Source organism: Marinactinospora rubrisoli, assembly GCF_042664915.1.
In the GTDB taxonomy this organism is placed as follows: domain Bacteria; phylum Actinomycetota; class Actinomycetes; order Streptosporangiales; family Streptosporangiaceae; genus Marinitenerispora; species Marinitenerispora rubrisoli.
This window is the reverse complement of the sequence record NZ_JBHTBH010000004.1, coordinates 122,363-136,544: the sequence shown is the minus strand read 5'-3', so window position 1 is coordinate 136,544 and position 14,182 is coordinate 122,363. Positions and strand designations below refer to the sequence as shown.

The window sequence follows — 14,182 nt, the reverse complement described above, 5'->3', positions numbered from 1 at the left end:
CCCGCCACGGTCGGAACCGTGACGGGCGCCCCTTGCGCATCCGAAAGGGTCGGTCCTGTCGTTCTGGCTATGGCGTGGTGACGGCTAGAACCCGAAGCCGCCGAAGCCGCCGAAGCCACCGAAGCCGCCGAAGGGGCCGAAGCCACCGAAGAACGGCCGCGTGTGGGCGAACGAGTTGATGTGCGACGTCCCCGCCCCGAACGGACCGGCGAAGGTCTTCGAAGCGTTGAAGAACGAGGTGTCGGCCAGCGCCATAGCCGGAGCGCCAAGGGCCAGAGCCGGTGCGACGACACCGGCGACCACGATTCGACGCAGGGTCTTCTTCATAGAGTCGGTTCCTCCTGTGCAGAGGACCTGGCACCGTGCCAGGCCCGGCTCACTGAGACGGGGCCGCGTCAGCGATTTCGCTGTCCGCGGAATCCCCGGAGCCATGGATCCAGGTTGTACCGATTTGCCCCAAATCCAAACAGTACGCGGCTATTGGGGGTCTAAAGAGGCTAGTGTCGCGTTAGATCACTTTTGGCACTGAATGTGAATCTGGCCGGAGGGCACCGGTTCCGCGGGTCAAGGGCCGCCCGTGCCCCCGTGGCGGCACGGCCGGCCCGTCCGGGACCTTTGACACTGTCGACGGGGGGCGGGGCGGCACGCACAGTGGTAATTGGAAGCCGAAGCGCCGACCGCGGGGGACTCCCGCTGGAGGTTCTGATGAGCACCTGTGACGTCTGCGGCAACCAGTACGACCGCACCTTCGAGGTGCGCATGGACGGACACTCCTACACGTTCGACAGCTTCGAGTGCGCGATCCACCGGCTCGCCCCGTCCTGCGGGCACTGCCGCGTCCAGGTCGTGGGCCACGGCGTGCAGGCCGGCGACCAGGTCTTCTGCTGCGTCTCGTGCGCCGTGTCCGAGGGAGCCAAGGGCCTGCGGGACCACGTCCCGGGCTGACGGAGCGGACGAATGCGCGCGAACGACGAGGTGGCGGAGCTACTGGAGGAGTACGCCGACCTGATCGCCATCACGGGCGGTGACGCGTTCAAGGTCCGGGTCTACGAGAAGGCCGCCCGGTCGGTGGCCGGTCACCCCGAGGACATCAGCACCCTCGATGCGGCCGGGCTGCGCGGCATCCCGAACGTGGGAAAGTCGATCGCGCTCAAGATCGAGGAGTACCTGCGTACGGGGGCCATCCACCAGGTCGAGGAGATGCGCGGCCGCATCCCGGCCGGCGTGCGGCGGCTGACCCGCATTCCGACGCTCGGGCCACGCAGGGCGATGCTGCTGTACGAGGAGCTCGGCATCTCCTCGGTGGAGCAACTGGCGGCGGCGATCGAAGAGGGCGCGCTGCACGACCTGCACGGGTTCGGACCGAAGACCGAGGAGAACCTGCTGCACGGCATCGAACTCGTCCGCACCGCCGGCCGGCGCAGCACGCTCGGGGACGCCCTGGAGCTTGCGGAGTCGATCGTGGCCGAGCTGTCGGACGTTCCCGGCTGCGAGCGATGCGGCTACGCGGGTTCACTGCGCCGCATGCGGGACACCATCGGCGACGTCGACATCCTCGCCACCTCCGCGCGCCCGGCCGACCTGATGGCGGCGTTCTCCGGACTGCCCATGGTGGAGGAGGTCATCGCCAGTGGTCCCACCAAGACGTCGATCCGCACCACCAAGGGGATCCAGGTCGATCTGCGGGTGGTACCGCCCGACGACTGGGGAGCCGCCCTCCAGTACTTCACCGGCTCCAAGGCCCACAACATCCGCACCCGCGAGATCGCGGTGCGCGCCGGGCTCAAGCTGTCGGAGTACGGGCTGTTCGAGGTCGCCGACGGCGGCAAGAGCGGCGCCAAGATCGTCTCCCGTACCGAGGAGGAGGTCTACGCGCGGCTCGGCCTGCCGTGGATCCCGCCGCAGCTGCGCGAGGACAACGGGGAGATCGAGGCGGCGCTGCGCGGGGAACTCCCCGACCTGGTCACCGAGGACGACATCCGCGGCGACCTGCACACCCACACCGATCTCAGCGACGGGCTGGCCTCCCTGGAGGAGATGGCCGCCGCGGCGGCGGACCGCGGGTACGCCTACTACGCGGTGACCGACCACGCGCCCAACCTGTACATGCACCGGACCTCGGACGAGAAGATGCTCGCCCAGCGGTCCCGGCTCCGCGAGCTGGACGGGACGTATCGGGGCCTGCGGCTGCTGCACGGCACCGAACTCAACATCGACCCCGAGGGCGGGGTGGACTGGCCCGGTGACTTCCTTGCCGGGTTCGACCTGTGCGTCGCCTCGGTGCACTCTCACTTCACCCAGCCGCGCGACGCCATGACCCGCCGGTTGATCCGCGCCTGTGAAAATCCGCACGTGCACATCCTCGGGCATCCCACCGCGCGGCTCATCGGCCGCCGCCCGCCGATCGACGCCGACCTCGACGCGGTGTTCCAGGCCTGCGCCCGCACCGGTACCGCGGTGGAGATCGACGCGAGCCCGGACCGGCTCGACCTCGCGGCGGAGCACATCCGGCTGGCCCGGCGGCACGGGATCGTCTTCACCATCGACAGTGACGCGCACGCCACCCCGCACCTGGACTTCCTGCGTTACGGCGTCGGCACCGCGCAACGCGGCTGGCTCAGCGCCGACGACGTGCTCAACACCTGGCCGCTGGAACGCGTGCGGCGGTTCCTGAGCGGACCGCCGGACTGACCCCCGCCCTCGGGCGGCGCCCGGGCTCTGTGCGGCCCTCAGCGCAGCGGGACGAGTTGAGCGCTACGGCGGATCTCTCCGCCCGCCGCCCCGGGCTTCTGGCCGGGTGTCCGCCCACCGCGGCCGGCCGCAGGGGCCGCGCCGGTGTCGCGATGAGAACGGCGGCCGCCGCGCCGAAAATTCAGTGCGCCGACCGCCGTTTGGACCCGAAAACAGGGAATCGGACGTGTTATCGTTTTCCGGCCAGGAAGCGTTCGCGCTCTCGGCCCGACCACAATTCGCGGCCCCGCCATGGCCACCATGTCGCGGTCCGCCCTTCGGGGATCATCCGGTCCAGCCGGATCATGAGCCGCAGCGCGAGGCCACCCGCGATCATCCCGGCCACCAGGTCGGTGAACCAGTGAAAGTGCAGGAAAGCCGATACGGCTGACTGGATGACGGCGATCGAGACGATGGCGTAGAAGAGCCGGTGGATGATGTGCGGGCGCGCGGCGCGGTACCGGATGATGAGGAACAGCACGAGGCCGTAGATGCAGATGGCGTTGGCTCCGTGCCCCGACGGGAACGACACTCCACCGTTGTCGGAGAAGAACGAGGGGTCGAGCGTTCGCGGATGGTTGCGCGCCAGGAGCAGCTTCATCGCGGCGACCAGGCAGATCATGCCGAAGACACCGGTCGCGCCGAGGATGATCGGGCGCCATGAACGGTGCCAGTAGGCGAGTTGGAAGGCGACGAGCGTGAGAACCGGCAGCGCCACGGCTCGCGAGGCGATCGTGTCCGGCCAGAGGATGAGGAAGACCCGCACCTCGGACCAGTAGGGGCGCGGAAGGGTGTTGATGAGGTTGTCGATCGGGTTGAGCGGACCGGCCGCGAGCACCGTCATGGTGATCAGCGCCACGGCCAGGCCGATGGCGATCTTGTCGGACGCCAGGCCCCAGAGGATCTCGCCCCAACTCGGCCATGTCACCGTCGGCGTCGGCCGGCGCCGATCGGCGAACCGGCCGGTCACGGGCCTTCGGCGGGCGAACGCCTCGTCACGGGCGGTTCTCTGGAGGTAGGAGGGAATCCCGGCTCGATGCAGCGGCTTCGGCCGGATCCGCAATGTATGCATCATGTGCTCAGTGCTGTCTCACGAGGTGTGGGCTGGCCTGCGGCACGGTCGTGCGTAAGGGGGACGGGCTCGCCGCTGGATCTGGTTGTCGGGTCATGGCCGGTCGGACGCGCCTGATGACACGCCCACTCAGCCGGGCAGTCGGTGTTCCGCGAACCGGTCGTGAGGCCCGCCGCCGGGGGGCGGCGACGCGGGGGGCCGCAGGGCCGCACCGTGGGTCCGAGAGCCCCGCTGGGAACGAGTCCTCTGGCCACGGTAACCAGTTTTCAGAACATTTCCGACAGGAGAGCATAGCGCGCCGCAGTGCCGGTCCACGCGAAGCCCTGTTGACTACGATCGTCCTACCTCGCACTTTGCCTGCGGGTAAGGCGGCGAGGGCGGATTGTTCACCATGGTGGCATCCGGATGCCGTGTGTCACGCACATCCGCACCGCGCGTCCGCTCGGCGTGCCGGCCGTGTGGCACCCTTCTGAGGGGCCCAGGCCCGCTTCGAGCACCAACAGAAAGGCCGTTGATGGTCGACCTCCCTGAGAGTCCGGAGGACGCCTCCCGCTTGGCCCGTAATCCGCTGCGGGAGCAGATTCGCCGCGTCCTCGTCGACGGGCTGCTGTCCGGCCGGTGGCAGCCGGGCGAGCGCATCGTCGAGCGGCGGATCGCGGCGGAGCTCAACGTGAGCCAGGCTCCGGTGCGGGAGGCGTTACGGGAGCTGGCGACCCTGCGGCTGATCGAGTCCGTCCCGAACAAGGGGGCACGGGTCCGCGACTTCGGAGTCGCGGACATGGCCGAGATCTACCCGGTGCGGGCCGGGCTGGAACTGGTCGCGGCCGAACTGGCGGCGGACCGCCTGACCGAGGACATCCGCCCCCTGGAGCGCGAGGTCGAGGCGCTGCGGCGGGCCACGGCGGTCGGCGACGTCGACGGGCAGATCCGGCACAGCGTGGAGTTCCACCGCGAGATCGTCCGCGCCGCCGACAACAGCGTGCTGTTGCACACCTGGGAATCGCTGGGCGTCGAGGTGTGGACGGCGCTCTCGGTCCGGTGGCTGCACATGGAGCTGCACGCCAAGGCGGCCGACCACCGGCAGATCACCGAGGCGTTCCGGCGCCGGGATCCCAAGGTCGGGCGGATGCTCAGCGACCACGTCCTGAACTACGTCGAGGCGGCGCTGAAGTCGCGCGACGCGGTGGGGTAGCGTGACCAGCGCGCTCGCCGATCGGCCCGCTCCCAGCTCGCCCGTTACGTACGAATAGTCGCGGATCTCCCCTAAAGTCGTATTGATCGATCATCGATCAGTACGTAGAGTGTGCGCGACGAACGTCACACCGCACAGCCACTCTCGCGCGCCCGCCGTTGAGCCCGGCGCCGGCGCGGGGTCCGTGGCCACCCGGCACTCCGGGGTCGCGGACCCGGTCTGCTTCGAGCCCACCGGCCCGGAGCCGGCCGCCACGCACGTAGAAAGGCACCAGCATGGCTGACACGGCCAAGCCGAAGGGCGGCGGCACCGCCAGGAGCACGGGCGGCCGCCGGCGGAGCCGGAAGGAGTCGGCGCCGAGCGTCGCCGACGAGCAGCCGAAGACGCTGCTGGAGTACTACCGGCAGATGCTGCTGATCCGCCGCTTCGAGGAGCGGACCGCGCAGGCGTACACCCAGGCCCGGATCGGAGGCTACTGTCACCTGAACCTGGGTGAGGAGGCCACCATCGTCGGCCTCATGACCGCGCTCCAGGAGCGCGACTACCTCTTCACCAACTACCGCGAGCACGGCTACGCGATCGGCAAGGGGATCAGCCCGCGGCGTGTCATGGCCGAACTGTACGGCCGCAGCACCGGCGTGTCCAAGGGCTGGGGCGGCTCCATGCACATGTTCGACACCGAGACCCGGCTGCTCGGGGGCTACGGCATCGTGGGCGGGCAGCTCCCGCTGGCCACCGGAGCGGCCCTCGCCGTCTCCTACCGGGGCGGTGACGAGGTCGTCATGTGCCAGATGGGCGACGGCACCACGAACATCGGCGCCTGGCACGAGTCGCTGAACATCGCGTCGCTGTGGAACCTGCCGATCGTCTTCGTGGTGATCAACAACTACACCGGCATGGGCACCACGGTGGAGAAGTCCTCCGCCGAGCCCGAGCTGTACAAGCGCGGCTCCGCCTTCCGCATCGAGGGCGTCCGCGTCGACGGCCAGGACGTGCTCGCGGTGCGCGACGCGGCGAGCGACCTGGTCGAACGCGCGCGTTCCGAGCAGCGTCCCTTCCTGCTGGAGACGCTGAGCTACCGGCTCAAGGGGCACTCGGTGGTCGACCCCGCCAAGTACCGGACCGCCGAGCAGGTCGAGGAGGCGCGGGCCAACGACCCGGTGACCGCGTTCGAGGCCCAGCTCGTCGAGGCCGGCGTGCTGACCGACGAGCTGAAGCAGGAGATCGCCGATTCCGTGCGCGACGAGGTGACCGACGCCGCGGACTTCGCCGAGAACAGCCCCCACCCCGAGGTGTCGACCCTGTTCGACTACACCTACGCCACCCCCGTGGCGAACGAGTCGCGCCGCATGCCCGCCGACCCGGTGTTCGCCGACTAGATAAGGAGCCGGAATCTTGTCTGTGATCACCTATCGGCAGGCGCTGCGCGACACCCTGCGCGCGGAGATGCACCGCGACGAGAACGTTTTCCTCATGGGCGAGGAGATCGGGATCTTCGAGGGCTCCTACAAGATCACCGAGGGGCTGCTCAAGGAGTTCGGCGAACGCCGGGTCCGCGACACCCCCATCGCCGAGGAGGGCTTCGTGGGCGCGGCGGTCGGCGCCGCTATGCTCGGCCTGCGCCCGGTCGTCGAGGTCATGACGATCAACTTCTCCCTGATCGCCATCGACCAGATCATCAACCACGCGGCGAAGATCTACGGCATGTTCGGCGGTCAGACCAGTGTCCCCATGGTCATCCGCACCCCCGGCGGCGGCGGCCAGCAGCTGGGCGCCACGCACTCGCAGAACATCGAGCTGTTCTACTCCTTCATTCCCGGGCTGAAGGTGCTCGCTCCGAGCACCCCCGCCGAGGCCGCGTCCATGCTGCGCGCGGCCATCCGCGACGATGACCCGGTGCTGTTCCTGGAGAACCTCGGCCTGTACAACACCAAGGGCGAGGTGCCGGAGGACGACGACACCGTGGCGGAGATCGGCCGGGCCGCCGTCACCCGTGAGGGCACCGACATCACGCTGATCGGCTACTCCCGGATGGCCATGGTGGCCGGCCAGGTGGCGGAGAAGCTCGCCGAGGAGGGGATCAGCGTCGAGGTCGTCGACCTGCGCAGTCTCCGTCCGCTGGACCGTGAGACGATCGTGGAGTCGGTGCGCAAGACCGGGTGCGCCGTGGTCGCCGAGGACGACTGGCTGACCTACGGCATCGGCGCCGAGATCGCCGCCTCCATCCAGGAGGGCGCGTTCGACTGGCTGGACGCCCCGGTGCGCCGGGTCGCCATGGCCGAGGTCCCCATGCCGTACGCCAAGCCGCTGGAGACCGCGGCCCTTCCGTCGCCGGAGTCGCTGATCACCGCCGTCCACGAAACCCTCCGCGCCGTCGGTCGGCGGGTCGGCTGAAGGGGAAGAACACCACGATGACTGAGATCCACATGCCGCGCCTCTCCGACACCATGGAGGAGGGGGTCATCAGCTCCTGGCAGAAGCAGGTGGGCGACAAGGTCTCCCCCGGCGACGTCCTGGTCGAGATCGAGACCGACAAGGCCGTCATGGAGTACGAGGCCTACGAGGAGGGCTTCCTCGTCAAGCAGTCGGTCCAGGAGGGTGAGACGGTGCCCATCGGCGCCGTGATCGGCATCCTGGGCGCCACCCCCGACGCCGCCCCCGAGGAGGCCGGTGGTCCGGCGCCCGCCGAGGAGCCCGCCGCCGAGGAGGCTCCCGCGGGCGAGGCGCCCGCTCCCGCCGAGACGGCCGCTCCCGCCGAGGCCGCACCGGCCGGGGCCGGTGCGCCGCGGACCCGCACCTCGCCGCTCGCCCGGCGGCTGGCCAAGGAGTACGGTCTCGACATCGACCAGATCCCGGGGTCGGGCCCGAAGGGCCGCGTGGTGCGCGCCGACATCGAGGCGGCGGCGAAACAGCGCCCGGCGCAGCCCGCCGCGCCCGCCGCAGCGCCCGCCGCCGCTCCGGCGCCGGCCGCGCAGCCGGAGTTCGACGACGGCCGCGACTCCGAAGAGGTCGCGATCAGCAATGTGCGCAAGGTCATCGCGCGCCGGCTGGTGCAGAGCAAGCAGGAGGCGCCGCACTTCTACCTGCGCCGCACCATCGACGCCGAGGCGCTGAAGGCGTTCCGGGTCCAGGTCAACGAGCAGCTGGCGAGCACCGGCGGCAAGGTCAGCGTCAACGACCTGATCGTCAAGGCGGCCGCCACCGTGCTGCGCCGTCACCCCGCCGTCAACTCCTCGTGGGTGGGCGACAAGCTGCTCCGGCACAACCGGATCAACGTCGGCATCGCCGTGGCGGTCGAGGCCGGCCTGGTGGTACCGGTCGTGCACGACGCCGACAAGACCCCACTGTCGGAGCTGGCGCGGCGTTCCCGCGAGCTGGCCGGCAAGGCGCGTGATGGCAAGCTCAAGCCGCAGGAGATGAGCGGCGGCACGTTCAGCGTCAGCAACATGGGCATGATGGGGATCGACAGCTTCGCGGCCGTCATCAACCCGCCGGAGGCGGCCATCCTCGCCGTCGGCGCGATGCGGCAGGTTCCGGTGGTCCGTGACGGCGAGATCGTCGCCCGGCATACCATCGCGCTGGAACTGTCCGTCGACCACCGCGCGGTCGACGGCGCGGTCGGTGCCGCCTTCCTCAAGGACCTGGCGGAGGTCCTGGAGGAGCCGATGCGGATCATCCTGTAGTCCGCTCGTCCAGCTGAACGCCCGCGTCCCGGCCCACGCCGGACCGCGGGCGTTCGGCCGTTCCGGGAGTGCACCGACCGCACCGGTGTGCGAGGGCGCCGCCGCGGGCACGCCGTGGGGTCCGGCATCGTTGGACGGAACGGGCCGAGCCCCGCCGCCCGGCCCGACCGTTCCGGCCGCCCCCGAGGAGGGATCCCATGACCGACCACCAGCCGCCCGCGCACCCGGCCGAAGAGGTCCGGCCCGCCGTGCCGGAGGACGCGGCCGCGATCGCCGACGCCCTGGCGGACGCGTTCGCCGACTACGGCTGGACCCGCTGGGCGCTGCCGGAGGACGACTACCACGGGCGGCTGCGCGCGATGCAGCTGTACTTCATCGAGCGCATCGGACTGCCGCACGGCCGGATCTGGGTGACGGACGACGTCTCCGCGGCGGCGGTATGGACGTGTCCGGACATCGAGGTGCCGGCGGATCTCTTCGCCGCTCCCGAGCTCATCGGCCTCTACGGCGATCGCGCCGCGGCCGTGGCCCGGGCGGACGAACTGCTCGCCCCGCACCGCCCCGCCGAGCCGTGCTGGTTCCTGGCGACCGTCGGCGTCCGCGGCGACGTCCAGGGACGCGGGCTCGGCGGCCGGGTCATCGCACCTGGACTACGCGCCGCGGACGAGAGCGGCCGGCCGGCGTTCCTGGAGACCTCCGAGCCGCGCAACGTGCGCTTCTACCGACGGCTCGGATTCACCGTCACGGCCGAGGTACGGCTGCCCGACGGCGCCCCCGTCACCTGGTGCATGCTCCGCGAGCCCCGCGAGGGGTAGCCCGGCCGGGACCGTGCCGCAGTGCTCACCGGCCATGTTCCACGTGAAACCACGTGCCGGTTCGGCCGGTCCCGGACAGCTGGAATTCCACCCGCTCCTCCCCACCCCCGGGTTGTCACTCCTCGGGCGCACGATCGGGACACCGGTGCACCGCCGTGGGCCTGGTGGCCACCGCCGGGGTGCTGGACGAACTGTTCGCGGGCGGTGCCACGCCCGACCGTGTCCGCGCCGCGCTGCAGGCCCTGCTAGTGGTCGGCGGGGCGGCGCTGCTGCGCGGCGCCCTGTCGGCCGGAGCGGGCTGGGCGCAGTCCCGGCTGTCGCCGCAGGTGGAGCGGATCGCCGAACTACGGTTGCTGCGGCTCGCCGTCGAGATCGACCTGGTGGCGTTCGATGACCCCGAGTTCCACGACGCGCCGGATCGCGCGAACCTGCGGGGATTCGACGAGGCCAAGTCCGTGGTCCGGCCGGTGCTTCGAGGACTACCTGGAGTTCTGCGCCTCCACGGCCGGCCACCTGCCACCGGCCGCGCTGTCCGCCGCGCCGCCCGCCTTCGAGCGCATCACGGTCGAGGGTGTCGTCTTCCGCCACCCCGGCAAGGAGGTCCCGGCGCTGGACGACGTGTCGGTGGTCATCCGGCGCGGCGAGATCGTCGCGCTCATGGGCGAGAACGGATCGGGCAAGACCACACTGGCCAAAATGAGGGAGGACAGCATGGAGCCACTGGAACTCCGCCGCGCAGTTGAGGCAGGACGGGCGACCGCTTCTGAGCTGGGACTTCACGTCGACGATGTGGCCGTCGTCCACAACTCGGATCGCGTCGCGCTGCGCCTGATCCCTTGTGATGTTCTGGCGCGGGTTGCACCTTTGGGGCACCTGGCTGATTCCGAGTTCGAAGTAGAGGTTGCTCGCCGTCTTGCCGACGTCGACGCTCCGGTGGCCGAGCTCGATCCCCGGGTGGGGCCGCAAGTCTTTTTACGTGATGCGTTCGCCATCTCGCTCTGGACCTACTACGAACCTGCGGAATCAGAGATCACGCCGGCCGAGTACGCAGCCGCGTTCCTGCGGCACCATGCCGCCCTGCGCCGGATCGATCTGGACGCACCGCATTTCACCGATCGAGTCGCCGTGGCACTCGTAGAGGTGAACGACCGGGAGAAGTCCCCCGAGCTGCCCGGGTCTGACCGGGAACTCCTCAGCGACACGCTCAGTGGACTGAGCGCCGTAATCAGCACCGAGCAGGCCAGAGACCAGCTGTTGCATGGCGAGCCGCATTCGGGCAACCTCCTCAACACGCGAAGAGGGCCGCTCTTCGTAGACCTCGCTACGTGCTGCCGCGGGCCGATCGAGTTCGACCTCGCCCATGCCCCCGAAGAAGTAGCGAAGCACTATGAGGGAGCTGACCACCGCCTGATTCACCAGTGCCGCGCCCTGAACTGGGCGATGTTCTCGGCCTGGCGCTGGCGCCGAGACGACCAGATGCCTGACCGGGACCACTGGAGAGTGGCGGGGCTCAACAACGTTCGCACTGCACTCGATCGCTGCGGGCTGGGCTGAACTTGAGACAGCGGGCCGCTGATTCCCGATCCGCTGCACCGTGTGCGTCATCCCGGCACGGTGCAGCGGTCGAACGCAGCTCAGAACGTGCCTTACGTGCCTAGAGACGATCAGGCCATCCAGCTCGGACCGACACTTGACGGCTATAGATAGCCCTCGACGCGCGCGCCGAGCACCGGCTGTTCGAGTCCATCCGCGCACATGCCGACGCGGCCGGCCGCACCGTGGTGCTCATCACGCACCGCCTGGCGTCCGTCCGGCTGGCGCACCGGATCTACGTACTCGACCACGGTCATGTGGTGGAACAGGGCACGCACGAGGAGCTCATGCGACAGGGTGGGCTCTACGCGGGTCTGTACGCGCTGCAGCCGGACGCCTACCGGAACGGGCGGCCCACCGGCCTCAGCACGGCGCCCTGACCAGGGCGGACACCGGCCGGCCCGCCGCGCCGCGGGGCGCGGCCGCTCGCGGGCTCCTCCTCGCCCCCCGCCCGCAGCCACCGGCCGGGCCCGCGCGACCGACAATCCACCACGGATCTGGAGACGACTCGATGACGATCGCCGCCAACCAACCGACCGAGACGGACCTCATCATGACCGCCGTGGCCATCGTGCCCGGTCCAGAGGACACCGTGACGTTCGTGCTGCAGAACTGCGGCGCCTACGCGGGCCACTGGCTGCTGCCCGGCGGGCACATCGATCCGGGCGAGACGGCGGAGGACGCCGCCCGCCGCGAGGCGGCCGAGGAGGCGGGCGTGGTGGCCGGGGAACTCGTCCCGGTCGGTGTCTACGACATCCGCGGCGAACACGACGGGGAGCCGTACGGGTTCCGGCTGCATGTCTTCCGCGCCCTGGAGCCCGCCACCATCGCGCCGGACTTCGTCATGGACCCGATGGAGGTCTCCGACGTCGCCCAGGTGCGCCCGGACGAGCTGCTGCCGCACCCGACCGACATGCGCATCCTCAACGACGCCGGTATCGGCGACTATGACCCGGAGCTGATCGAACGGCTGCTCGCCGCCGACGGGGTGCGCATGGACTACCAGGGCGTCTCGACAGCGCCGTGACCCGCCGCCGCTGGCCGTGCGGGCACGGCCAGCGGCGCCCTCCGGCAGCGCGCCCGCGGCGAGGCGGCGAACGGCGACGTCACGGACGGCACGGGGCCAGGTCCACCGCGAGCGCGCGCTTCGGCCGGGCGTACGCTCGGGACACCGACGACGTCGCCTCCCCCGTGCGGGCCGCTGCCCGGACACCGAACCCGGAGCGAGGGCAGGCTCGTCCCCAGGCGCGAATCCACGAAGGCCCCCATGACGGCGAATTCGAGGGGTCGTTGCACCACCGCTGCTCATTGCCGTGCGCTGCTAGAAGCTCAGCGAGGCGCTCGGCCGGGGTATCCCGGCCGAGCGCCTTTCGCGGCCGTGCGTTGAGCTCGGCGGCCACCGCCGCCAAGTCCTCGCGGGTCGGCTTCCTCGGGCCTTGGGGCTCCCCGCGGTCCCGGATCTCGAAGTCGTCCATCCCACCCCTTCAAGAGGGGTGCTGCAACGACCACGAGAACCCGGGGACCGGCCATGCCCCGTCGCCGTCCGCTCCCCGCCGTACCCGCCACGGTGACCTGGGGCTTGTTCGCCGCCTGGGCCGGGCACGACACCGAGGAGCCGCGCACCATGTCCGGTGGGGCCGGAGCGCGCGGCGGCGCCTGGTGCCATCCCGAGGCCCGGAGTTCGTGTGGCCTCCGGTCACCCTGGGAGCGGCGCACGGGATAGCGGCGGCGGTGACCAGGGGGCGTGGCCGCGCCCGGGGGGTCACAGCAGCCGCGGGCCGATCCGCAGGTCCCGGTCGATCCGGTTCGTGAGCGCGTCGGCCAGGTCGGGAACCACGTCGGCGGCCCAGGTGCGCACGGCCAGGCGGAATCCGCACAGGTCGGCGTGCACCGCGCGCAGCAGCCGCCGGACCGCGGCCGACCGCAGCCGCACGTGCCCGCCCGCCGGAGACTCCCCGCGGCCGGCGTCCGGCCAGATGCGCACGTCATCGCCGGCCCTCTCCACCCGCGGGCCGGGGCCGTGCCCCAGCCACGGCTCGCCGCCGTCGGGCACCGTCAGCCACTCGCGCCAGTCCTCCAGGCCGCAACAGCAACCCGGACGGACCCGGACGCCGGACACGCGGTCGACGACCTCGATCCCGCCGGGCACGGCGAGCCGGTCCGTTTCCAGGAGCGCCACCACCGCGGAGCGCGGTCCGGCGGTGAACGGGTCCCCCGGCCCGGTCCCCTCGGCCAGCCGGTACACCGCCAGGCCCACCTCAGCCGCCGGCATCCCGGCGCGCGGCCGGAGAAAGCCGTCGGCGGGCCGGGACGCGGTGGGCCACGGCGCGTCCTCGGCCGGGACCACCGCCTCGATCACCGGCCGCAGGACGACGGCGCCCCCGCTGCCGTCGCCCGTCGCGCCGGTCACCGCCGCGCCAGTTCCGCCCGCGCCCGCATGAGCGCGAAACCGAGCAGGTTCTCCCCTCGCCAGGCGTGCGGGTCGGCGGCACGCTCGTCGTCGGCCGCCAGCCCGATGCCCCAGATCCGGTCCACCGGACTCGCCTCGACGAGCACCCGGTTCCCGCTGCCGATCAGGTACTCGCCCAGGTCGGGGTGCTGGCCGAACTTCTCGGTGGATCCGCGCACGACGATGCCGAACCGGCTCGCCCGCCACACCGCCTCGTCGAAGCCGCGGACCCGGCGTCCCAGCGCCTTGGCGGCCCTCGGGTGCGGGGCCGCGATGATCCGCGCGGCCGTCTCGGTGTCTTCGAACAGCCGGGCCTTCTCTGCCATCATCCAGTGCTCGGCGGTCGGGTACACCGTCCCGGCCACGGTGAACGGCGCCGGCCACCACTGGCTCAGGCATCCGGCCCCGACGGAGCCGTCGCGCGTGGGCCGATGCCCCCAGAAGAAGAGGTACTTCAGCCGGTCGCCGCGCGCCGACCGTTCGCGCAGCTCCTCGATCGTCATCGGCGGCATATCCCCCATGGGGCCATTGTGATGATCCGGGGGGACAATCGGCCACGGGTTTTCCGGTACGACGGCGGTGACGTGCGACGTCGGCCGCTAGTGGCCAAGCGGACTCCGCCGTTCGACCCCATACGGTGCGAACCCG

13 protein-coding genes and 1 pseudogene are annotated in these 14,182 nt (G+C 70.9%); 10 read left to right on the top strand and 4 right to left on the bottom strand.

Annotation, left to right across the window (positions count from 1 at the left end):
• Positions 1 to 84: 84 nt before the first annotated feature.
• Positions 85 to 327: a hypothetical protein gene (locus tag ACFQRF_RS09700; protein WP_379870618.1), complete on the bottom strand. Its 243-nt coding sequence runs from the start codon at positions 325 to 327 to the stop codon at positions 85 to 87.
• Between the two features lie 378 nt (positions 328 to 705).
• Between ACFQRF_RS09700 and ACFQRF_RS09695 the strand changes: the two genes are divergently transcribed.
• The gene (locus ACFQRF_RS09695; RefSeq protein ID WP_379870616.1) at positions 706 to 945 is read left to right on the top strand and encodes a hypothetical protein; all 240 of its coding nucleotides are present in this window, start codon (positions 706 to 708) and stop codon (positions 943 to 945) included.
• 12 nt (positions 946 to 957) lie between these two features.
• On the top strand, positions 958 to 2,691 hold the full coding sequence (polX, locus tag ACFQRF_RS09690) for a DNA polymerase/3'-5' exonuclease PolX (protein WP_379870615.1): 1,734 nt from the start codon (positions 958 to 960) through the stop codon (positions 2,689 to 2,691).
• 229 nt (positions 2,692 to 2,920) lie between these two features.
• On the opposite strand, the gene ACFQRF_RS09685 is transcribed toward polX, so the two are convergent.
• Positions 2,921 to 3,658, bottom strand: a complete 738-nt coding sequence (locus ACFQRF_RS09685) for a phosphatase PAP2 family protein (protein ID WP_379870613.1) — start codon at positions 3,656 to 3,658, stop codon at positions 2,921 to 2,923.
• A 658-nt stretch (positions 3,659 to 4,316) separates the two neighbouring features.
• On the opposite strand from ACFQRF_RS09685, the gene ACFQRF_RS09680 reads away from it, so the two are divergent.
• The 8 genes and pseudogenes from ACFQRF_RS09680 to ACFQRF_RS09645 all read left to right on the top strand — a co-directional run bounded on the left by ACFQRF_RS09680 (position 4,317) and on the right by ACFQRF_RS09645 (position 12,112).
• Positions 4,317 to 4,994 carry a GntR family transcriptional regulator gene (locus ACFQRF_RS09680; RefSeq protein ID WP_379870612.1) on the top strand — a complete coding sequence of 226 codons (678 nt, stop codon included), beginning with the start codon at positions 4,317 to 4,319 and terminating at the stop codon, positions 4,992 to 4,994.
• Positions 4,995 to 5,269: 275 nt separating this feature from the next.
• Positions 5,270 to 6,373, top strand: coding sequence for a pyruvate dehydrogenase (acetyl-transferring) E1 component subunit alpha (gene pdhA / locus ACFQRF_RS09675; RefSeq protein ID WP_379870610.1), 1,104 nt, complete (start codon positions 5,270 to 5,272; stop codon positions 6,371 to 6,373).
• A gap of 16 nt (positions 6,374 to 6,389) precedes the next feature.
• The gene (locus ACFQRF_RS09670; protein WP_379870609.1) at positions 6,390 to 7,388 is read left to right on the top strand and encodes an alpha-ketoacid dehydrogenase subunit beta; all 999 of its coding nucleotides are present in this window, start codon (positions 6,390 to 6,392) and stop codon (positions 7,386 to 7,388) included.
• A gap of 17 nt (positions 7,389 to 7,405) precedes the next feature.
• Positions 7,406 to 8,677, top strand: a complete 1,272-nt coding sequence (locus tag ACFQRF_RS09665) for a dihydrolipoamide acetyltransferase family protein (protein WP_379870607.1) — start codon at positions 7,406 to 7,408, stop codon at positions 8,675 to 8,677.
• Positions 8,678 to 8,874: 197 nt separating this feature from the next.
• A complete protein-coding gene (locus ACFQRF_RS09660; RefSeq protein ID WP_379870606.1) occupies positions 8,875 to 9,492 on the top strand; it encodes a GNAT family N-acetyltransferase in 618 nt (205 codons plus the stop codon).
• A 390-nt stretch (positions 9,493 to 9,882) separates the two neighbouring features.
• A complete protein-coding gene (locus tag ACFQRF_RS09655; protein ID WP_379870605.1) occupies positions 9,883 to 11,046 on the top strand; it encodes a phosphotransferase in 1,164 nt (387 codons plus the stop codon).
• A gap of 152 nt (positions 11,047 to 11,198) precedes the next feature.
• A pseudogene (locus tag ACFQRF_RS09650) lies at positions 11,199 to 11,465 on the top strand (ABC transporter ATP-binding protein); the annotation flags it as partial.
• A 131-nt stretch (positions 11,466 to 11,596) separates the two neighbouring features.
• Complete coding sequence (locus ACFQRF_RS09645; protein ID WP_379870604.1) at positions 11,597 to 12,112, top strand: NUDIX hydrolase; 516 nt, start codon at positions 11,597 to 11,599, stop codon at positions 12,110 to 12,112.
• 735 nt (positions 12,113 to 12,847) lie between these two features.
• Here ACFQRF_RS09645 and ACFQRF_RS09640 read toward each other — a convergent pair.
• Entirely contained in the window at positions 12,848 to 13,495 is a 648-nt protein-coding gene (locus ACFQRF_RS09640; RefSeq protein ID WP_379870603.1) for a hypothetical protein, read from the bottom strand.
• Positions 13,492 to 14,055 (bottom strand): NADAR family protein, encoded by a 564-nt coding sequence (locus ACFQRF_RS09635; RefSeq protein WP_379870602.1) that lies wholly within the window; start codon positions 14,053 to 14,055, stop codon positions 13,492 to 13,494. Before ACFQRF_RS09635 ends, ACFQRF_RS09640 begins: the two co-directional genes overlap by 4 nt.
• Positions 14,056 to 14,182: the final 127 nt, after the last annotated feature.

Bases quoted from the DNA above. Each gene is read 5' to 3' on its own strand.
- ACFQRF_RS09700 (WP_379870618.1), bottom strand. From the start codon at position 327: ATGAAGAAGACCCTGCGTCGAATCGTGGTCGCCGGTGTCGTCGCACCG.
- ACFQRF_RS09695 (WP_379870616.1), top strand. From the start codon at position 706: ATGAGCACCTGTGACGTCTGCGGCAACCAGTACGACCGCACCTTCGAG.
- polX (WP_379870615.1), top strand. From the start codon at position 958: ATGCGCGCGAACGACGAGGTGGCGGAGCTACTGGAGGAGTACGCCGAC.
- ACFQRF_RS09680 (WP_379870612.1), top strand. From the start codon at position 4,317: ATGGTCGACCTCCCTGAGAGTCCGGAGGACGCCTCCCGCTTGGCCCGT.
- pdhA (WP_379870610.1), top strand. From the start codon at position 5,270: ATGGCTGACACGGCCAAGCCGAAGGGCGGCGGCACCGCCAGGAGCACG.
- ACFQRF_RS09665 (WP_379870607.1), top strand. From the start codon at position 7,406: ATGACTGAGATCCACATGCCGCGCCTCTCCGACACCATGGAGGAGGGG.
- ACFQRF_RS09660 (WP_379870606.1), top strand. From the start codon at position 8,875: ATGACCGACCACCAGCCGCCCGCGCACCCGGCCGAAGAGGTCCGGCCC.
- ACFQRF_RS09655 (WP_379870605.1), top strand. From the start codon at position 9,883: ATGACCCCGAGTTCCACGACGCGCCGGATCGCGCGAACCTGCGGGGAT.
- ACFQRF_RS09645 (WP_379870604.1), top strand. From the start codon at position 11,597: ATGACGATCGCCGCCAACCAACCGACCGAGACGGACCTCATCATGACC.
- ACFQRF_RS09635 (WP_379870602.1), bottom strand. From the start codon at position 14,055: ATGGGGGATATGCCGCCGATGACGATCGAGGAGCTGCGCGAACGGTCG.